The organism is Sediminibacillus massiliensis, from assembly GCF_900156915.1.
Classification (GTDB): Bacteria; Bacillota; Bacilli; order Bacillales; family Amphibacillaceae; genus Sediminibacillus_A; species Sediminibacillus_A massiliensis.
In genome coordinates, this window is record NZ_LT732535.1 from 4,158,604 (window position 1) to 4,178,629 (window position 20,026).

At 42.2% G+C, this 20,026-nt stretch carries 26 protein-coding genes; 19 read left to right on the plus strand and 7 right to left on the minus strand.

Features of this window, described 5'->3' with window-relative positions; translation table 11 throughout:
* The first annotated feature begins 15 nt into the window (after positions 1-15).
* Both CZ434_RS21185 and CZ434_RS21870 read left to right on the plus strand, forming a co-directional pair.
* On the plus strand, positions 16-1,533 hold the full coding sequence (locus CZ434_RS21185; RefSeq protein ID WP_077624938.1) for a sodium-dependent transporter: 1,518 nt from the start codon (positions 16-18) through the stop codon (positions 1,531-1,533).
* Positions 1,533-1,640, plus strand: a complete 108-nt coding sequence (locus tag CZ434_RS21870; RefSeq protein WP_143262155.1) for a methionine/alanine import family NSS transporter small subunit — start codon at positions 1,533-1,535, stop codon at positions 1,638-1,640. The genes CZ434_RS21185 and CZ434_RS21870 overlap by 1 nt, the downstream gene beginning before the upstream one ends.
* A gap of 37 nt (positions 1,641-1,677) precedes the next feature.
* Here CZ434_RS21870 and CZ434_RS21190 read toward each other — a convergent pair whose 3' ends face one another.
* Together CZ434_RS21190 and CZ434_RS21195 are read right to left on the minus strand one after the other, a co-directional pair.
* A complete protein-coding gene (locus CZ434_RS21190; protein WP_077624939.1) occupies positions 1,678-2,652 on the minus strand; it encodes a M23 family metallopeptidase in 975 nt (324 codons plus the stop codon).
* Between the two features lie 148 nt (positions 2,653-2,800).
* Positions 2,801-3,406, minus strand: coding sequence for a YhcN/YlaJ family sporulation lipoprotein (locus CZ434_RS21195; RefSeq protein WP_077624940.1), 606 nt, complete (start codon positions 3,404-3,406; stop codon positions 2,801-2,803).
* 151 nt (positions 3,407-3,557) lie between these two features.
* On the opposite strand from CZ434_RS21195, the gene CZ434_RS21200 reads away from it, so the two are divergent.
* Entirely contained in the window at positions 3,558-3,833 is a 276-nt protein-coding gene (locus CZ434_RS21200; RefSeq protein ID WP_077624941.1) for a YutD family protein, read from the plus strand.
* Positions 3,834-3,886: 53 nt separating this feature from the next.
* Here CZ434_RS21200 and CZ434_RS21205 read toward each other — a convergent pair whose 3' ends face one another.
* Complete coding sequence (locus CZ434_RS21205; protein WP_077624942.1) at positions 3,887-4,168, minus strand: hypothetical protein; 282 nt, start codon at positions 4,166-4,168, stop codon at positions 3,887-3,889.
* Positions 4,169-4,231: 63 nt separating this feature from the next.
* Entirely contained in the window at positions 4,232-4,501 is a 270-nt protein-coding gene (locus CZ434_RS21210) for a DUF3055 domain-containing protein (RefSeq protein ID WP_077624943.1), read from the minus strand.
* A gap of 172 nt (positions 4,502-4,673) precedes the next feature.
* Between CZ434_RS21210 and CZ434_RS21215 the strand changes: the two genes are divergently transcribed.
* The 3 genes from CZ434_RS21215 (at position 4,674) to CZ434_RS21230 (ending at position 6,682) form a co-directional block, all read left to right on the plus strand.
* Positions 4,674-5,111 carry a DUF86 domain-containing protein gene (locus CZ434_RS21215; protein WP_077624944.1) on the plus strand — a complete coding sequence of 146 codons (438 nt, stop codon included), beginning with the start codon at positions 4,674-4,676 and terminating at the stop codon, positions 5,109-5,111.
* 545 nt (positions 5,112-5,656) lie between these two features.
* Entirely contained in the window at positions 5,657-5,878 is a 222-nt protein-coding gene (locus CZ434_RS21225) for a helix-turn-helix domain-containing protein (RefSeq protein ID WP_077624946.1), read from the plus strand.
* A 33-nt stretch (positions 5,879-5,911) separates the two neighbouring features.
* Positions 5,912-6,682, plus strand: a complete 771-nt coding sequence (locus tag CZ434_RS21230) for a TIGR01457 family HAD-type hydrolase (protein ID WP_077624947.1) — start codon at positions 5,912-5,914, stop codon at positions 6,680-6,682.
* Between the two features lie 49 nt (positions 6,683-6,731).
* Here the strand turns inward: CZ434_RS21230 and CZ434_RS21235 are convergent, their stop codons facing one another.
* Positions 6,732-7,241, minus strand: a complete 510-nt coding sequence (locus CZ434_RS21235; protein ID WP_077624948.1) for a phosphatidylglycerophosphatase A family protein — start codon at positions 7,239-7,241, stop codon at positions 6,732-6,734.
* Positions 7,242-7,377: 136 nt separating this feature from the next.
* Between CZ434_RS21235 and CZ434_RS21240 the strand changes: the two genes are divergently transcribed.
* From CZ434_RS21240 to thrB, 4 genes are all read left to right on the plus strand, one after another.
* Entirely contained in the window at positions 7,378-8,352 is a 975-nt protein-coding gene (locus tag CZ434_RS21240; protein ID WP_077624949.1) for a protein kinase family protein, read from the plus strand.
* Between the two features lie 161 nt (positions 8,353-8,513).
* The gene (locus CZ434_RS21245; RefSeq protein WP_077624950.1) at positions 8,514-9,809 is read left to right on the plus strand and encodes a homoserine dehydrogenase; all 1,296 of its coding nucleotides are present in this window, start codon (positions 8,514-8,516) and stop codon (positions 9,807-9,809) included.
* Positions 9,810-9,811: 2 nt separating this feature from the next.
* Entirely contained in the window at positions 9,812-10,873 is a 1,062-nt protein-coding gene (gene thrC / locus CZ434_RS21250) for a threonine synthase (RefSeq protein WP_077624951.1), read from the plus strand.
* Entirely contained in the window at positions 10,870-11,769 is a 900-nt protein-coding gene (thrB, locus tag CZ434_RS21255; protein WP_077624952.1) for a homoserine kinase, read from the plus strand. The genes thrC and thrB overlap by 4 nt, the downstream gene beginning before the upstream one ends.
* Positions 11,770-11,833: 64 nt before the next feature.
* Here thrB and CZ434_RS21260 read toward each other — a convergent pair whose 3' ends face one another.
* A complete protein-coding gene (locus CZ434_RS21260) occupies positions 11,834-12,058 on the minus strand; it encodes a NifU family protein (RefSeq protein WP_425442088.1) in 225 nt (74 codons plus the stop codon).
* Positions 12,059-12,273: 215 nt separating this feature from the next.
* Between CZ434_RS21260 and CZ434_RS21265 the strand changes: the two genes are divergently transcribed.
* From CZ434_RS21265 to CZ434_RS21295, 7 genes are all read left to right on the plus strand, one after another.
* Positions 12,274-12,603 (plus strand): YuzD family protein, encoded by a 330-nt coding sequence (locus CZ434_RS21265; RefSeq protein WP_077624953.1) that lies wholly within the window; start codon positions 12,274-12,276, stop codon positions 12,601-12,603.
* Positions 12,604-12,698: 95 nt separating this feature from the next.
* Positions 12,699-12,938, plus strand: a complete 240-nt coding sequence (locus tag CZ434_RS21270; RefSeq protein ID WP_077624954.1) for a YuzB family protein — start codon at positions 12,699-12,701, stop codon at positions 12,936-12,938.
* Positions 12,939-13,032: 94 nt separating this feature from the next.
* Positions 13,033-13,896, plus strand: a complete 864-nt coding sequence (gene dapF, locus CZ434_RS21275) for a diaminopimelate epimerase (RefSeq protein WP_077624955.1) — start codon at positions 13,033-13,035, stop codon at positions 13,894-13,896.
* A gap of 70 nt (positions 13,897-13,966) precedes the next feature.
* Complete coding sequence (locus tag CZ434_RS21280; protein WP_077624956.1) at positions 13,967-14,329, plus strand: HesB/IscA family protein; 363 nt, start codon at positions 13,967-13,969, stop codon at positions 14,327-14,329.
* Positions 14,330-14,503: 174 nt separating this feature from the next.
* Positions 14,504-15,529 (plus strand): tyrosine-type recombinase/integrase, encoded by a 1,026-nt coding sequence (locus CZ434_RS21285; protein ID WP_077624957.1) that lies wholly within the window; start codon positions 14,504-14,506, stop codon positions 15,527-15,529.
* 202 nt (positions 15,530-15,731) lie between these two features.
* A complete protein-coding gene (locus CZ434_RS21290) occupies positions 15,732-16,553 on the plus strand; it encodes a helix-turn-helix domain-containing protein (protein ID WP_077624958.1) in 822 nt (273 codons plus the stop codon).
* A 1,304-nt stretch (positions 16,554-17,857) separates the two neighbouring features.
* A complete protein-coding gene (locus CZ434_RS21295; RefSeq protein ID WP_077624959.1) occupies positions 17,858-18,427 on the plus strand; it encodes a recombinase family protein in 570 nt (189 codons plus the stop codon).
* A gap of 136 nt (positions 18,428-18,563) precedes the next feature.
* Here the strand turns inward: CZ434_RS21295 and CZ434_RS21300 are convergent, their stop codons facing one another.
* The gene (locus tag CZ434_RS21300; protein ID WP_077624960.1) at positions 18,564-18,779 is read right to left on the minus strand and encodes a helix-turn-helix domain-containing protein; all 216 of its coding nucleotides are present in this window, start codon (positions 18,777-18,779) and stop codon (positions 18,564-18,566) included.
* Positions 18,780-18,893: 114 nt separating this feature from the next.
* On the opposite strand from CZ434_RS21300, the gene CZ434_RS21305 reads away from it, so the two are divergent.
* Positions 18,894-19,076: a hypothetical protein gene (locus tag CZ434_RS21305; protein ID WP_077624961.1), complete on the plus strand. Its 183-nt coding sequence runs from the start codon at positions 18,894-18,896 to the stop codon at positions 19,074-19,076.
* Positions 19,077-19,103: 27 nt separating this feature from the next.
* On the plus strand, positions 19,104-19,271 hold the full coding sequence (locus CZ434_RS22350) for a hypothetical protein (protein WP_179107340.1): 168 nt from the start codon (positions 19,104-19,106) through the stop codon (positions 19,269-19,271).
* Positions 19,272-20,026: the final 755 nt, after the last annotated feature.

Consider the following 20,026-nt stretch of genomic DNA (forward strand, 5'->3'; position numbering starts at 1 on the left):
AGGGGAGGTACAAACATGGAAAATCGCTCACAATGGGGAACAAGATTAGGTTTCCTGCTGGCAGCAATGGGATCTGCAATTGGGCTTGGAAACATCTGGCGTTTTCCGGCAACTGCATATGAAAACGGAGGCGGTGCTTTCTTTTTACCTTATCTATTCGCACTGCTGACAGCAGGTATTCCATTGCTAATTCTGGAATACACAATCGGCCATAAGTTCCGGGGATCAGCACCGAGGTCTTACGGCAAAATCAGCAAAGGAATGGAATGGATCGGCTGGTGGCAAGTAGCTGTTTCTTTTGTTATTTCTACTTATTATCCGGTAATTATTGCTTGGGCAATCATGTATGCTTATTTTTCATTCGGACAACAGTGGGGAGACGATCCAACCGGATTTTTTGTAGGGGATTACTTGCAGTTAGGTGATCCGGGCACTTTCGGCGCGCTTGTGCCTAGTGTGTTGATCCCATTAATTGCAGTATGGGCTGTCACTTTATTTTTCCTCGGCAGGGGAGTCAGAAAAGGAATAGAAGTCGCCAATAAAATATTCATCCCGACACTGGCAGTTATCTTTTTGATCATCGTTATCCGTGCTGTCACTCTGGATGGTGCACTACAAGGTTTGGATGCATTCTTCAAGCCGGACTGGTCCAGTATTACCGATGGGCAGGTCTGGGTCGCGGCATACGGACAAATTTTCTTTAGTTTGTCGATAGCATTTGCCATTATGATCACTTACTCTTCTTACTTGCCGAAAAAATCGGATATCACGAACAATGCATTCATAACAGGGTTCGCGAACTCTTCTTTCGAGTTATTGGCAGGTATCGGGGTATTTGCTGCACTAGGTTTCATGGCTGCCCAATCCGGACAGTCGGTTGCTGATGTGGTTGCAGGTGGAGTAGGGCTGGCTTTCATGGTGTTTCCAGAAATCATCAGTCAAATGCCTGGCTCCGGATTCTTTGGATTTTTGTTTTTTGGTTCACTTGTGTTAGCAGGTCTGTCTTCTTTGATTTCCATATCGGAAACATATATTGCAGGTGTACAGGAGAAATTCAATATCTCTAGAGGAAAGGCAGTTGCATTGGGCGGCGGCTTGGCTGCATTATTGTCCCTTGCCTTCGCAACACAAGATGGATTGAACTTGCTTGATACTGTCGACCATTTTATTAATAACTATGGTGTTGCTTTGGCAGGTTTGTTTGAAGTTGTTGCCATAGCATGGTTTGCAAAGTCCCTGAAAGACTTCCAAAACCACGCCAATTCCATTTCGGATATCCGATTGGGCACCTGGTGGAGGCTGTGCTTGGGAATTATTACACCAGCAGTACTTGGATTTATGATGCTGCAAAATCTTAAAACAGAATTGACAGAAGCGTATGGTGGATATCCAATCGAGTTTCTGTTCAATTATGGATGGGTAGTTGCGATAGGTGCTATGTTTGCCGGAGCATTGATGACGCTTAAAAAATGGCCGGCAAATGCAGCAGAGGCTAGCAGCACTGAGTCGGAAGACAAGGAGGTGGCTCAATAATGTCAGGAGGAGCCATTACAATGGCAATCATCGGTATTGTTGTTATCTGGGGTGGATTGATAACCAGTATTGCATATGCCAGGAAAGTCGCGAAATCCAATTCTTAAAATAAACCCCTTGCCATCATTATGATGGCAAGGGGTTTTAACCGTTTTTCTTGTTTCTTGCATCCCTTTCCCATTTCCTCAAATATGGATAAGGATCGAAAGACCACTCACTGTAACCATTGTCTTTATACATTCCATAATGTAAATGTGGCGGGAATTTGCCTGATGTACCCGGCGGACCATAGCCGGTTGCTCCAACAGATCCAACGACGTCTCCAGGTTTCACTACGTCGCCTACTGCTATGCCTTCCTTGAAACCATTGAGGTGGGCGTAATAGTGATAATTGTTTTGAGTATCACGGATACCAATCCGCCAACCGCCGAAACGGTTCCATCCTTTCATTTCTACTACTCCATATGTGGTGGCTTTAACAGGCACACCATAATTCGCAAAAATGTCGGTTCCTTCATGAATTCTTCTCCCGCCAAATCCTCTGGCATCTCCCCATGTATTTCGATAACTATAGTTGGCCTGCAATGGCAGTGGAAAATCATTATCAGTTAAATTAATCTCACCGAATTTTTCATATATCTTGGCAATATTCATGATTGTTTGTACGGTTAGTTCCCTTTGATAATAATTCCACAGAGCAATTTTGATATCTTGTTTGGTTGTGCCATATGTTTCAATCCAGTGAGCCATTGAGTAAAGGATATCTTCATCATTTGTATATTGAGCTAGGCCGTCTCCGTTTCCATCACGGCCAGAGCCGTTAAAAATATCGATGGAGAAAGCATCGGATACCCGTCCGGGGTTACCAATACCATACCAGTCAGTTTCGGGAAAAGTTATGGAGATTACACCTTCTGAGGCTGTCTCTTTTTGCGTGTTTGCTTCATATTTGTCGATTGCCGCCAAGTAATACCAAGGTATGTGAGTCAGTGCTTCGGTCTTCTTGTACAATGCCATTTTTTCCTTTGCTGGATCGATATCACCGGCTTCCCCTTTACCTGGTAAAACCACAGAAAGCGTTAAAACCAAGATAATGGTCTGACTCAATCTTTTTAGCATATTCATCACCTCCTGAACGGGAATGGATGACCTTATTGTTTACTACTACAAAAGAAAGATAATTGGTAAGATATACAATACTTCGATGTATTGGGAAGGGGGTGCCAAGGAAATTCCCTTTTTAAGGAATAATCCTGGCATCTCCCTCTTAGTCAGTTTGGTGATTTATATTCATATTTTCGCCGTCTGCACCTTTCCAGTCATCGCCTTGGGGAGAATTTTTCATATCGGAGATAATGCTTTCCAGAGTGTTGTCATATTCTCTATCAGTGGTTGTGCTGTTTTTTAAGCTTTGGATTTGCCGGAAAGAAGTGGGATCATCTGAGACGTATATATGAAAGTATCCGGGCATCACAGACATTGCGGTTTTCTTTGCAATCGAAGCCGCTTTTTCACGGTCCATATCCTCCGGTTTTGAATAGGAAATCAATACCTCTTCATCTGTTACAAGTGTTGCAGCTTCTTCAAAATCTCCATGGCGCAATAACATTCGTGTAATCGTATCGGCCATTTTTTTTCGATCGATCGTCACCATTTGCTGATTTTCTTGATCCATATTCATTTCATCCTGTTTGTATCTCACATACCCCAGCCTGTTCGTCATATCGTTCTCTGTTTCAGTGGTTTGAGGCCCCGTGCGTTCTTCCCCAAATTCATCTGCATTTTGTCCACCTAAATTATGTCCTTTGCTGCCACATCCAGATGCCATGAGAGTCAAAGCCATGATGGATGGAAGGAAAATACGCTTTTTCATTTAGTCGACCTCCTTAATGCATGTTGTTCCCCGGTTTTAGTGTGGGATTTTTCGGATGTTTCATGCTAGAAAATCTTCCCCGGGATGGGAATAGGTATGCCTTGAGGCGGGAAAATGTGATACACTATAACCAATCTAAGGAGTGAGTAACATGATCGAAATCCAGGGAAAACAGTATGAAGTCATCGAAAACGTCAAAGATGGCTTTCAACAGGAAGCTTTTGAGGCCCGGTTCAGTGATATATTAAGCAAATATGATTTCATTGTAGGAGACTGGGGATATGAGCAGCTTCGTATGAAGGGTTTTTACGATGATCAAAACTCCAAAGCTGCCTTCGATACAAAAATCAGTACACTTGACGATTACATTTATGAATATTGCAATTTCGGGTGTGCATATTTTGTGTTAAAGCGGATAGACAAATAAGAAGCAGCGAAACCAATTTGGTAAGGACCAAAGAGTTTCGCTGCTTTCCAAGTTTATTTCTCTTCTTGTGGTTCTACATCTCCTTCATGGTCATGAAGTGGATGGGCGCCTTCCATTTGCCGTGGTAAATCGTCGTGAGAATCTTTGTCCGGATAATTAAATGCACTGTGGAAGCGCTGGCCTTTATCCCAAGGAGTGCTTTTATTGCTTACGACCTCATTCTTGTTAACCGGAGATCCATAAGGACCTTCAGGTAACTCCTCGGCTGTAAGAAAATTGTTTCTATCCACAACATTGGAGAAATCAGAGTATTTTTTCTTGTCCTGTTCTGACATGAAAACAGACCTCCTCCCGTTTACTGTGGGCTTAAAAAGGTCCTGTTATTCACTGTGGAGTTCTTAAAAGATTTTCAACAGGAATTTACGCAGTTCTGCTGCTTTTATTTCCGATAAGTTGAAAGCATGCTCCAATATGCCCTCTTCTTTTATTTCTTGTTCGTTTAGTACCTCGAATCTCCGTCCGTTTAAATCCAGTATCATTTTTTTGTCATTGAATCTTTCCGATGATACGATAGCCAAATCATAACGGTGATTGTCACCTTTAAAGCTGATAAAACGGGTTTGAACAGTTTCTGATTCGTCGTTTATGATTAGTCGATCATCTGACATTATGTATCCCTTCCTTTCCCAACTTTAAAAACGAATTTAAAAATTGTAACAGCGTTTCCATTGTATGATTCCTATCTTAGCAAATTACAATCAAAAAAGTAAATATCGGGTCGGAACTGTAGTGTGCTAAAATAGAAATAAAAGGAACAAAGCACATATAGGAGGATTCACATTGTATTTTGTAGACAGGAATAAAATTGAACAACATTTGCTGTATATGGATGGGCTGTTGCGGGAATTTGATCAGCATTCATTTGAATCATTTCTAGAAAAGCTGAGCTTGGAACGTATTTCACATATGTGGATTGAATCGTTGCTTGATGTCGGTAACATGATAATAGATGGATTTATTATGCGCGACCCCGGCAGTTTTACGGATATCATCGATATACTGGTGGACGAAGAAGTACTCCCTGCCGGTGAGTCTGATGCTTATAAAGAAGTAATCCAACTGAGGAAAATGCTTGTGAAGGATTATTTGAATTTGGACCACCAGGTGATTGTTGATGTAATGAAAAGAAACCAATATTCGTTGGAAATGTTCAGTACGAGGATAAATGATTATTTGGATGGGGAAAGCGGAGTCGCCAACGCCTTTTCAAACCAATAAAGCTTGGTTACGGTTAGGAATACTCCTTGTTAGGACTGCCACTCAATCCGAAGAGGATGGGAGGAAGTTTTGTTTTTGGTTACCTTTAATAAACAGCCTTTTTAATAATATAAAGAATGTGGTGAGGTAAATGGCTGGTAAACCATCTGTAAAAGATAAAATTATGGAAAAGTAAAGAAAGAACAGCCGCTGAGTTTTTCGGATTTACATCAAGGCTTTTCCCTTTCTGAGATTGCTTTGCGCAGGCATGTGCATACATTGGAGAGGGAAAGACTTATTTCAATTCATGAAGTTAAGCAGTCGATCGGTCGTCCATATTACCACTTAACAGAAAAAGGCAACCAGCACTTTCCTTCCGCCTATGAAAAATTCTGTTTAGACTTTCTGAATGTAATGGAGGCACTTCAAGGTGAGAAGGTACTCCGGGAGTTATTCAGGAAAGTAGCAAATCATGACAAAAATGCATATGAAGAAGTTTTAGGGAATGGCGGCAATTTAAGGAAACAGTTCACAAGTTAGCAGAATACCAGGACAAACAAGGCTACATGACAGAATTAAGGGAGAACGAGGATGGGTCCTTTCTGTTGGAACAATACCATTGCCCGATAAGAAGCATTGCCAGCAATCATAAGGATATTTGCACACTGGAAGCGGAATTGTTTGAAAGCCTTATAGATGGAAGCTATGTTTCCATGTGCAGTTTTATGACAGTGGATTCTAATTGCTGCAGCTTTTTGATTGGTAAACGTAAGGCCGTCCTGAAATGACATTATGATTCACGTAGTAAAGGATGTTTTTGAATGAAGCATTATAAAGGCTATTTAATAGATTTAGACGGAACAATGTACCGTGGAACAGATTGTATCGAAGACGCACCGGATTTTATCAATAAGCTTATAAAAAAGAAGATACCGCATTTGTTTTTAACCAATAACTCTTCGATGAGACAGGAGCAAATCGCAGAGAAGCTTCGTTCGATGGGAATACCTGCTCAGCCCGAAAATGTATTTACATCCAGCATGGCGACCGCAACCTATATAAAAGAACAAAAACCGGATGCGAGCGTGTATGCTATTGGGGAAGACGGATTGTTTTCAGCACTTGAGAAAATCGGCTTGAAGCTTGTGGAAGAAGATAGTGATTATGTCGTTATGGGCATCGACCGCGGGATAACCTATGAAAAGTTGGCAAAAGCATGTCTTAATATTCGTAGTGGAGCTGAATTGATTTCCACCAATGGTGATATAGCCATTCCTACCGAACGTGGGTTGCTTCCAGGAAACGGTTCATTGACTTCCGTTGTGACAGTGAGTACAGGAAAACAAGCTCTAATTGCCGGCAAACCCGAGAAAATCATCATGGATCAGGCAATGGAGGTACTAGGTCTTTCCAAACAGGAAATCTTGATGGTCGGTGATAACTATCATACCGATATCATGGCAGGCATTAATGCCGGCGTTGATACGCTTATGGTATTTACAGGATTGACGACCAAAGAGCAGCTTTCAGGGTTTGATGTTCAACCGACTTATCAATTTCCGACATTAAAAGAATGGATGGAGTTCATATAGGCTCATTAAAAAGAAGGCCGTCATGGTATATCGACGACCTTCTTTTTAATTAATCTATATCCTTATCGTTTGCTGCACTATGGGCAAGTCGGCTGGACGCCGCAGCAGCTATCGCTCCTACGATATCGTCAAGAAATGTATGACATTCCCCGCTTGATTTATCATTAAGTTTTTTCAAAATGCCGGGCTTTTGTTTATCTATATAACCATAGTTGGTGAATCCAATCGAGCCATAGACATTGACAATCGAAAAGGCAATGACCTCATCGACCCCATATAGACTTTCGTCTGTTTCGATTGTTTGCTGAAGAGGTTCTTCCAGTTTCTTTTGTTCTGCGAGTACATCTAATTGAATGCCGGTTAGAATAGCATTTTGTATCTCCCGCTTGCTTAGAACGCGATCCACATGTTCTTTGCATTCTTCCATTGATAGATCATCATGGTATTTGCTTTGTAAATAGTGGACTAGCTCTGCGATATGGTCCAGTGTCACACCCCTGTCCTGCAGCCAGGTCCTGGCTTTAATCTCCAATGCTGATTTACTTGTATTCTTATCCATAGAAATTCACACCTAACTTATTTATATTTCTCTTACTATAATACCCAACGCAGTGAATGATAAATCAATGATCTGTGTTCGATTTTTCCCGATTTTCACATACAATCAAACATAAGCATGCAAAGGGGGATGTACGATGAATGAAATATTGTCTCAATATATTCCGGACTTTGACGGAAAAAAAACAATGGTTAATGGAATGGAAGGTTATCATTATGGTGATTCATTTTTATTTATTATACCAGAAGAAGCGAGTGGCGAATCTTATTATGAACAAATGACTGTCTGTCGATTCTTGGCCGAACACGGATATATGTCCATCGCTACGCCCATGGTCAATAGGAAAGGGGAGCTCGTAACAAAGGCAGAAAACACTGGATACGTGGTACATTTTTGCCGTCTGCCAGAAGAGTCTACACGTTCAAGTTTCGCATATGAGCTGGCTGTGTTTCATCAATTAGCTGGAGGATATCCATATGAACCGGCAACGATGTCTGCATACGGCAAATGGAAAACATTATGGCTGAATAAATTAACTACTTTTGAACAAATTTATCAACAGCAATATTATGAAAGGCCTGTAAACAATTTTCAGCGGTTGTTCATTGATACATTTCCTTATATAAGCGGCTGTACAGAGAATGCCCTGCAGTACTTACAAGAAAGCGAAGAAGACACGCGTTTTGATGAAAGTGACCAGGCAACAATCACCTTTCAACGCTGTCGAAATGGAATATTCTCTAAAATAATCTGGCCAAGAAGTTTTGTATATGATCATCCTGCCAGAGATATTGCTGAATATATACGGGGGATGCTCCTAGATGGAAATGGAACCCATTCAGACCGGCTCCGCACCTTTTTCACCGAGTATCAATCAGTCAAATCATTATCCCTATTTGGCTGGAGATTAGTATATGCAAGGCTGTTACTTCCCGTTCACTTGTTTGATTTTATTGAGACAGCGTTGACCAGGCAGAATACAGAGGAAGTCTATAAGGAATACAAGCAGCTGCTTCGAAATCAAATACTTTTTGAAGAAAGGCTGAAACATTTTTTTTCAGATGTTGGATTGGATTTTGAACGTTCAGGTATTCCTATCCTGGATTGGTAGAAATCCAATCGGAAAATAATCCGGTTTCCCTGTGACAGTACCGAAAGACCAAATTGACGAAAAAGTGCAAATTCTGTCTTGATAATCATCCTTCTCAAGCGTATAATGTCCTCTATAGATAAACATGTGTATTTTTTGAGGGAACAGGGAGGCCGGTAATTATGAAGGAACAAATTAATATTGGATTGTGTGGACTCGGAACAGTTGGTACGGGTGTTATTAAAATACTGGAAAACAATAAAGAAGAGATAAAACATAAACTTGGGTGCGAGTTGGCAGTAAAGCGTGTGCTTGTACATAATATCGATAAACCAAGGGAAATCCACTTTGACAGACGGCTTTTGACTTCTTATCCAGAAGACTTGTATGCCGATGAAGATATCGACATCATCATTGAAGTGATGGGTGGAATCGAAGATACTTATCTATTATTGGAAAAGGCGCTTGAGCATGGGAAACATATCATAACAGCAAATAAAGATTTAATGGCCGTTCATGGCCAAAAACTGTTACAATTAGCACAAGCAAATCAATGCGATATATTTTATGAAGCAAGTGTTGCAGGCGGCATTCCGATCATCAGATCGCTGACTGATGGTCTGGCCTCCGACAGGATCCAGAAGATGATGGGAATCGTCAATGGAACCACTAATTACATATTGACGAAAATGACCGATGAACATTCTGATTTCCAAGCAGTGTTACAAGAAGCACAGGAACTGGGCTATGCGGAAGCAGACCCAACTTCCGACATCGAAGGACTAGATGCAGCAAGGAAGATGGCGCTGCTTGCCAATCTTGCATTTCAGATGAACATCAATTTGTCGGATGTGGATGTAAAAGGAATTACAGCAGTTAGTCAGGAAGATATCACTTTTGCCGGAAGACTCGGTTATACTGTCAAACTAATCGGCATTGCAGCTATCTCGGAAGGCAAAGTGGAGGTAAGTGTCGAGCCAACACTGCTGCCGCAGGATCATCCATTGGCATTGGTGAAAAACGAATACAATGCTGTATATGTGTACGGGGAAGCAGTCGGAGAGACCATGTTTTATGGACCAGGGGCGGGAAGCATGCCTACAGCGACTGCTGTTGTATCTGACTTGATGGAAGCGGCCAGGAACATCCGGCTTGGTATTAGCGGGAGCTCTTATGTATCTCCACAATATGAAACGAGGCTTAAAGCAGACGACGAAAAGTACACGAGGTATTATGTAAGGCTGGAAGCAGATGACCAGGCAGGTACTTTTCAGTCATTGACCAACATCTTCACAAGTGAAAATGTCAGCTTTGCTAAAATCCTGCAGCTGCCAGCAAGCAAGGAAGGATCTGCGGAAATAGTGATGGTAACGCATAAAATCAGTAAACAGCAATTATTGAACAGCTTAAAGAAACTGGACGATTTGGAAGTAGTCCAAAAGCTGATCAGCTATTATAGAGTGGATGGGGAGGAATAGAAATGACTTGGCAGGGACTACTTGATCACTACGGAGAATTTTTACCAGTTAATGAGAATACACCGAAAGTAACACTCCATGAGGGCAATACACCGCTTATTAAATTAAATAAATTGTCAGAACAGGCATCGATTGATGTATATGCAAAAGTAGAAGGAGCAAATCCTACCGGTTCATTCAAGGACAGGGGAATGGTGATGGCTATTGCCAAAGCGGTAGAAGAAGGGGCGAAAGCAGTTATTTGTGCTTCAACGGGTAACACTTCAGCTTCTGCTGCGGCGTTCGCAGCCAGAGCGGGTCTCAAATGTATCGTGGTAATCCCGGAAGGAAAAATTGCTCAAGGAAAGCTTGCCCAGGCAGTAATGTACGGAGCTGAGATTTTCTCTATTGAAGGAAATTTCGATGATGCGCTTAAAATAGTCAGAAAATTAAGCGAAAAGGAAAATGTCACGTTAGTCAACTCTGTAAATCCATTTCGGATCGAGGGACAGAAAACTGCTGCATTCGAAGTGTGCGAAAGCTTGGCAAAAGCGCCCGAATACTTATTTATTCCGGTAGGAAACGCTGGTAATATAACTGCTTACTGGAAAGGATTCAAAGAATACGATGAAAGACATAATTCCGGACTTCCCAAGATGATGGGATATGAAGCAAGCGGAGCTGCTGCCATCGTCCGTGATCGTGTCATTGAAAATCCGGAAACCGTTGGGACAGCGATACGGATTGGTAATCCGGCTAGTTGGCAGGGAGCGGTCAATGCCAGGGAAGAATCTGGCGGGGTGATCGATGAAATTACAGACGAAGAAATGATCGAAGCTTATCAGTGGCTTGCAGCCAATGAAGGGATCTTCGCTGAACCTGCATCTTGTGCATCAGTCGCAGGACTATTCAAGGCCTTGAAACAGAACAAGGTTGAAAAGGGCTCGACAGTAGTCACTGTTTTGACAGGCAATGGTTTGAAAGACCCGAATACGGCTATCGATTACAGTAAAATCAAACCGCGTGTATTACCAAACGACGAAGAAATTATCACTAAAGAAATAGTGGGCAGTGTTTTGGTATGAGTTGGGCTATAAAAGTTCCTGCAAGCACCTCTAATTTAGGTGCAGGGTTTGATTCAATCGGCCTTGCCCTGAATCTATATTTAGAATTGACAGTCACTGCTTCAGATCAGTGGGAATTTGTGCCATTGTCCAAGAGTCTGGAAGGAATTCCAACTGGAAAAAACAACTTGGTATATGAAATAGCATCCCAAGTGGCAGAACAGTTTGGTTATAGCGAAATGCCTCCATGCCAAGTGGAAATGACTAGCAATATTCCCCTGGCAAGGGGGCTCGGCAGCAGTGCAACGGCGATTATTGCCGGCATAGAACTAGCCAATGAGATTCTTCAGCTGAACCTCGATAAGGAACAGAAATTGGAGATTGCTACTGCAATCGAGGGACATCCGGACAATGTAGCGCCTTCCCTGATGGGTGGGTGTGTAATCGGCCATTACGACACAGAGTTGAACTGGTTGAAGCTGCCTGTCGAGGGAGTGACTTTTGTAGCGATTGTCCCGTCTTTTGAATTAAAGACTACAGAAGCTAGAGCCGTATTGCCGGAACAGATGGAATATAAGAAAAGTGTCCATGCCAGCAGCATCGCTAATGTCAGTGTAGCTGCAATCTGCAGCCAAAACTGGGATTTATTGGGGGAAATGATGAAGAAAGACCTTTTCCACCAGCCTTATAGAAAATCTTTAATCCCTCATTATGATGAATTAGCAGCATACTTGGAAGGAAAAGTTCATGGACTCTTCCTGAGTGGGGCAGGTCCGACAATGATTGCAATGGTCAATCCCGACCGATTGTATGACAAGTTGGAAGAGTGGCAGCAGGATTACCCGCAAATGGAATGGCTTCCGCTCAAAGTGGAAAATGAAGGGGCAGTAAGTCAAAAGTTAAATGTAATGCCATAGAATAAAAAGGGCCGGCCACATAATAATATGGCCGGCCTGTTTTATTTTATTTAACAATGATTTATTAAAATACTTGTTCGATTTCGGTTACACCTGGAACTTCCGCCATCAATGCTCGTTCAATACCTGCTTTTAGTGTGATTGTTGAACTTGGGCAGTTTCCGCATGCTCCCATCAATCGAAGACGAACAATGCCTTCATCCACGTCAACTAACTCCACGTCACCGCCATCACGTAATAAAAATGGACGTAGTTTATTCAAAACTTCTTGTACTTGTTCCTCCATCATCCATCTTCTCCTTTCTTGAATACATACCTATTATAAAATGTTTGGTTCTAAAAATCTATCGGGTATTGTGTCCTTTTGTTTAATTCTGCGATATAACCTCATGCAGATATTCAGTTACGCTTTCTCAAGATGCTTTTACAGCTACTTTTATTTTATATTTTTCACCTGATTTTGTAAAATGAAAGTAGTTGGATATTAGAAATGGGGGAGTCGGGATGAATCAAAACAACGTTTTTCTTACCGTTTATGGAGCTGAACAAATCTGTGCAAGCTGTGTAGGGGCTCCAGGGTCGAAGGATACTTTTGAATGGCTGCAAGCTGCCATTTCCAGAAAATACGGCAGAGAAGGTATTACCTATAAATATGTGGATATATTCAATCCGCCCGAAGATCCAAATGATCAGGAGTTGGCGCGCAGGATAGTGGACGATGAATTCTTTTACCCATTAATCCTCGTGAATGGAGAAGTGGTGGGCGAGGGAAACCCAAGGCTCAAGACTATTTATCAGGCATTGGAGAAACAAGGGATAACCGAAGCCGAATAGTCTAGCGGTAAATTATTAATTGCTTTGTTCTGCTTTTGTATGGTAGGATAACTTCTTAGTGGGGGATTCATCTTTACTTTCATACTGAGGTGATTATGATGAATCCGATAATTGAATTTTGCGTTAACAACTTAGCAAGCGGCTCACAAAAAGCTATGCAAGAACTGGAAAAAGATCCAGATCTTGATGTTATAGAATATGGTTGTACAAGTTTTTGCGGAATATGCGCTCAGAGTCTATTTGCCATTGTTAATGGGGAACCTGTCACGGCAGATAGCCCTGAGGAATTGGTAGACAATATTTATCAATACCTTGAGGAGAATCCCCTATTTTAATAATAGTTGACGCCATGGCTGTTGATCAATATACAGCTATGGCGTTAATTTTTATTATATAAATTACAGGTTATTATAAGGCGGGTTGATAAGCATGGAAATTCCTTTTACAAAAATGCATGGTCTGGGAAACAGTTATATCTTTTTGAATGTATTTGATTATGAAGTGGAAGAAGAACTTTTAGCAAATTTAGCAATAGATGTATCCGATATGAATACAGGTATCGGATCTGACGGTTTGATTCTGATCCATCCAAGCGAACAGGCTGAAGTCGGTATGCGGATTTTCAACAAGGATGGCTCCGAAGGTCGGAACTGCGGTAATGGACTACGCTGTGTCGCCAAATATGCATATGAGCACGGTCTAGTTAAGAACAAAAACTTCCAAATTGAAACGAAAGCTGGTAACGTCTCAGCGGAAGTCCAGGAGAAAGATGGTATTGTCCATGAGGTTATCGTCGATATGGGAAGTCCATTATTGAGCAGGGAAGAGATCCCGATGGTTGGTGAAGCATCTTCACAGGTTGTCGGTGAAACCTTCGAAGTAAGCCATCATCCGCTGGAAGTGACGGCTGTTTCTATGGGTAACCCGCATGCTGTCTTTTTCGTCGATTCTATCGAAGAAGCGCCATTGCAGGAACTAGGGCCATTGATAACAAATGATGCCCGTTTTCCTGAAGGGGTGAATGTAGAGTTCGTCGAGATTTTGTCGGATACCGAAATGCACTTCCGGGTCTGGGAAAGAGGTTCGGGTATTACACAAGCATGCGGAACAGGCGCTTGTGCAGCCGTGGTTGCCGGTATTTTGAACGGTTTTATACAAAGGGATGAAGAAGTAGTCGTTCATTTAAGCGGAGGAGACTTAACGATTACCTGGGCATCAGACAACAAGGTTTGGATGCAGGGTAAAGCTGAAACAACAATATCAGGAACCTTTTATTGGAAGCGAAAAAGTTGATGGAATTACCATTCGTTAGTATACTATAAGTACACTAATGGTGTTTAGATGGAATTGAGGAGGGACTAAAATGGTCTTGAATATTACGGATAATGCAAGTCTTCAAATCAAAGAGATGATGAAAGAAGAAGACACAGAAACTGTACGCCTTCGCTTCGGAGTGAAAGGCGGCGGTTGCAGCGGGCTTTCTTATTCCATGGGATTCGATCACGAAGTTAACCAAGAACTGGATATCACAGAGGATGCAAACGGAATTCCGCTAGTCATTACGAAGCAGGATATTCCTATCATAGAAGGTACTACCATCGACTTCAAGCAAAATATGATGGGCGGAGGATTCACTATCGACAATCCTAACGCTATCGTATCCTGTGGCTGCGGAAGCTCGTTTAAGACAGCGACAAACGCCGGCACACCGGATCCTAATTGCTAACGGGACATTACCGATAGCCCACTCGGAAACGGTCGAAAGGTTGCGGATTACAGCGTGAAATCGGCGAAAAACTATCGTTCAATCGAATAAAAACAGCCTGTAATACACGGATTTAGGGCTGTTACCTACAGACTTTCTTAGCGATGAATACCATCGTTGAGGAGGTCTTTTTTTGTGCCTTTAAAAAAACGGAAGAGAGTTACGGGATTGGCGAATCCTAAAAAGGAATATCCAAAGCTAACGTTACAGCAAGCAATAGACATTGTTGTCTCCGGCAAGAGAACAGAGGGTGCACGGGAGCGAACGATTAGAGATTACGTGAAAATGTGGGGCTACTTTACGAAGTGGCTAAACGATAACTATGAGATCGAGTATATAAACGACTTAACCCCGGAAGTGTTCCGGAACTATATAAACTACATGAAATACGACAAGCAGAAGTATTCCGGCCATAAGTACATCAATCCGGAGAGACAAACAATAGGGCTTGCGGATACGACAATCAATATTAATCTCCGCACACTCCGAGCCATATTCAACTTTATCGATCGAGAAGGCTTACTCGATTACAACCCGATGGAAAACATTAAGCTACTTCGCCAGGACGAGAGCGATTTAACCAATGCGCTAACCGATGAGGAGGTAAAGGAAATCCTTGCACAGCCGAATAAGCGTGACTTCGTAGGTTTCCGTGACTATGTAGGTATTAACGTTCTGTTAGACTCCGGTCTTCGGATACAAGAACTGCTTTCCTTGCGGGCGGGCGACGTTGATATCAAGACTCGATTCATTACTGTAAAGTCATCGGAAAGTAAAAACCGCCATAATCGATTGGTGCCGATTTCAACACATGTAGCGAAACTGTTACTACAACTAATCACCGAGAATCATGCTCACTTCAAGACGGACAGAATCTTCCTATCGAGTTACGGCGAGCCACTCGGAGCCAATCATTACAACAAACGACTGAAATACTATGCGAAAAAGGCAGGAGTGTCCGGTAAGAAGGTAACAGCGCACGTCTACCGACATACCTGGGCGAAGAATATGATACTCAACGGTTGTGATCCGTTCACCTTACAGAAGATAGGCGGATGGGCGGATATCCGCACAATGAGGAGATATATACAGATGGATACAAGCGAGATGAGGAGAAGTCATGACCACTATTCGCCAATTAGTTCATTAAATAGAAAATAAAACAAAAAAAGAGGGCGCACACCAAGCACCCATCGAGCGCCAACTCGATAAGACAATACGATGTACAACCCACCTACACTTAAGGTTAGTATATCGAAAATCTTAAAAAAGGACAAGCGTCTAAATTCGGTTAGTTTACGTCTTATACCGAACATATGTTCTTTTTTTAGTTGGTGTCCGTCCTCTATCGGGAGGATAAACGATGTATTTAAAATTATCATTCGAGGTTTTACACGAGTACCAAACGTTTTCAACCAAAGCCGAGATGGACTCGACCATTTATTCATACATCAATCATTTACGTAGTATAGAAGCGCCGGAAAGCACAATCGAGGTATTGCGTTTCTTTGGGCGGTCTAGTTTACGTGTATTAGGCGTTTCATTTGCGAAGTATCAAACCATTGCGGATTGCATCGGAGTATCGAAAAGAACGGTGATTCGTGCTGTTAATCGACTAGAAGAAGCCGGAATGATTGAACGTATTGCAACGGTTAAGAAATGGAGAAGAAGCGTTAATGTAATCCAGATTTTGCCCTCGATGTCAATTCAAGGCGTCACTTCAACGGAGCAGCCGGAAGGCAACGAGGACAAGTCTTTAAACGAGGAATCCAAAAAAGAACCATCCTTATTAAATCATAACTATAACTACGGCAAGCAGAGACGGAAGAATAAAGAGCCGGAGCAAGAGAGAAGCGCGGACAACCCCGAGGCACTTCGACAATCTATACCCAAGGCAATATACGACAAACTAGCGCCTTTTTTCGATGCAAACGGGTTATACAAGACGTACGGTATTCTACTGCGGGCAAAGGCTTCGGTGGATAAATACATAACGCTAGAGGATCATGCGGAAGACTTTACCGACGTGTTTCTTAATGCTATTCGAAAAGCAAAGAGAGGAATAGTCGGCAACCTGGACGGGTATTTGTATGCGAGTTGGACGGAGGTGTGCCGTGTGATTAAGCGGAGAGAAGCGTTTGAGGCGGGGGAAAATTTATTGGCCTACAATTGGTTAAACAGCTAAATATACGGCTTAAAATCCCAATAATACTTATCTATAATGCCAAATTCCTATTTATCACGTCTTTTCTCTTAATTTCTTCAAATCTTGTAGAATATCATTGTTGACATATCTAAAATTTTTGTTCCATTTCTCCATATATAGTGCGCTAATAAAAAAACAAGCACCATATATTGTTTTAAGGGGAAAGGCTGTGGTAAATTGATTTATATACAGACATATAGTTAGGAGGTTGATATGAAGAATACATATAAACGGAAAATAATTGTCTGTTATCCTCTAAGAGAGGAGGTGTAGAGGTGGAGTGGGAAGTTATTACACCAATAATTATTTCATTGTTTGGAGTAATGATTGCAATATTTATGGCGTTTCTTTCCTTCATGATGTTTTCGTTCAGACTCGTTGAAATAACTATGAAAGCCTTAGACAGAAAAAACGACTCCGACAAGAAGTGAAGTCAGAACCGTTTTTACGAAAAGCAAAAGCTATTATTTCGAGGCGTCTTGTTGCCGCAAGGCGACCTCTCTTTTTAAATCAGTATAACAATTTAATGTTCGTATTGTAAACATATAGTTGACATTTGAAGAAACACAAAGCTATCGGAAAGATTTATTAGACCCGAAGTAAACCTAGTCAAAACGTTGATATTGCGGAAACAAAGCATTTGCAATTCCATCGAATATTCCTCCGGGAGAATACAAGTGAATCCCCGTTTGTGTAACTAATAAAACCTAGTTATAAACTCGAAAGTAAAGTGGAGAATCGGTATATAAGAAGAAACCCGATTAATTAACTCGGAATTAATAACGCAGAGTTCAATCGGTAGGTTCCCGAAGTTACACAATTAAATACTTCGTTAGGTATCTTTGACCAACGTATATATATCAGCAACCACGTCCACGACGAGCAGCCTTCCAAAAACACAAGGGGGGTCAGGCGGTTAGTAGGTGAGTACCAGGCGGAAGCATACCGAGTATCTTGTGACGCAATAACCCTGCAAACACCGCATAAAAGCGACATAGAGCCGTCCTGATATGTCCTATATCTTCGGAAGGGTAATAGGGGGTATAGTCGGTAGGCAGGCGATAAACAGCGTTATATGGACGTCAGAAAACCGGGCGATAGCCAGGATCAGCGGGTTTCACCAGTTTATAAAACGAAAGTTAAATGTACGGTAAATCCGATATCATTCCTTGCCGTTCATAAACCCGTTTACACGTTTATAAACTCGTCTATAAATTATCGTTGACTTCTCCATTCATTTTATGTACGATAATATTACAATGAATGAACGGAGGGGTTACTCGATGAAAATTGGGTATGCGCGGGTAAGTACGGAAAACCAGTCGTTGCTATTACAGGAAGATGCTTTACGGAAAGCCGGAGCGGAGCGAATCTATTCGGAAAAGGAATCCGGTGGGAAATGGGATAGAGTCGAATTACAACGTACGCTAGACGTCCTAAGACCTGGCGATACACTTATCGTTTATAAACTCGATAGGTTAGCGAGAAGTACAAAGCAATTAATCGATATAGCGGATCAGTTAAAAGAAGGCGAGATAGAGTTAGTTAGTCTTACGGAGCAACTGGATACGAGGACACCGATGGGTAAGGCTATGTTCGGAATGATCGGAGTAATGGCCGAGTTAGAAAGGGATATGATTCGAGAAAGAACAACGGCAGGACTCGAAGCAGCACGGGCAAGAGGACGAAGAGGTGGACGGCCGAAGGCAGACCCGGCAAAGATACGGAAGGCACTCGAATTATATGACGCAAAGGAACTAACTGTCCCGCAGATAACCGAGGAAACAGGAATAAGCAAGGCGTTGTTATATAAGGAACTGAACAAGCGAAAAGCTAAAGAGAAAGCGGAATGAGTCGGCGGAATAAACGTCGGCTCTTTTTGTGCTTCGGATGAGATAAGACCCCCGGGGGGCATGTCGCCGTGTAACCGGCTGCCGGGTCTACGAAAATTTGCTATAAAATTTTGAAAGGTCGAGGGTCTAGCGAGGGTTACTCGTCAATTAAAGTGATTAATTCGTTGATGTCCTTGATATTCAATTCATTCGCAATCTTGTCGATGACACTCCGGGGAATCTGCTTGCTGCGATTATGATATAAATCGTTTATAGTTGCCCGACGCACTCCTATAGAGTCGGCTAGTTGCGTCTGGGTGATACCGTGTTTACGTAATAATTCTTCTAGTTTTATCTGAGTTCGTAAAGCCATCTAATCACCGCCTTTATTACTATATTAAACCAAATTACGAAAATAGTAATTATAGTATAAGTGCCGGTTACGAAATTCGTAATCAAAAAGTAAAAGGCGGAAGATGGTGAGTAAATGAACGTTACAAACGATGGTTCTAACATACGCATTTCATCGACTTTCCAGGAAACAGCAGCGTTGGTCGAAGCGGTTGGCAAAGGGGCTGCGGAGTACAGACGGGAAGGTTCGATTGAATTAGCGGAAGAAGCCGAGCAGATAGCGGATCAACTAAGGAATCCGAAACTGAAATTGGATTAGCGGAAAAGCGGAAAGGAGCGGAGGCATATGAAGGCAAGCGAAAACCTACTCGAATCGTTACGTACATACGTAGAGGAACAACGGAAGGCCGGAAGAGTCGGCAAAACAGAAGCGTTGGCACTCAATTTGATTTTCGACTTAGAGGAAGCGGAGCAAGCGGAACAAATGAAGGAACGAGAAAAGCCCCGCTGTTAAGTGTTAGCGCACTTGTAAGCGGAGCCTTCGAAAATAGCCCGCCTGTTAGCGCAGGTTCGGGTAGAATTTGTGAGAAAGGGGTGCGAATCCTTTCTATGCATTCAATTATAGAGCGAATAAGACGGATTGTAAACGCAATTGACATATTTTACCTAGCGTTGTTTTTACTGACGTTGTGCTTCGTGTATGGGACGTTGGTGAACGCATGAAGCGAAACGACGGGTGGCAAACGTAAAGGAAGCGGAAGAAAGAGAGTCGAGAGATAATCGAGAGAAAATCGAGAGAAAGTCGGAAGAGGGAAGCCCCGGGCTGTTGGTGCAGTCGTCGGGGTTTTCGTTTTATATGGCGAAACTAGGAATCCCTGCGGTGTCCCAATGTTAACGCAAAAAATGCCTCCGAAATGGTACTTAATTTGCAGATTGTTAACGAAAAGGCACCTAATTCAATAAGTTAACAAGAATTTGCGAATGTCCCATGAATGGATGGTTTTGTCATATTACTAAGTGAGGGGTGATTGATATTATTTCCAAAAACATGTCCCATAAATGCCGATTAGTTTGTTATTACATAGTGTAAGGTGAAAATTTGCGAATCTATGTCCCACAAACGGATTCTTTTGGTCTATTACTAAGTGAAAGGCAAAAGAGGTGGGCATCGGATGGATCGTTTAAAGTCGGAGCGGCAACGAGCGATAGACTACGATGATTACCACGAAGAGAGATGGAACGGAAAGGGGAGTGAAAACGATGCACCAA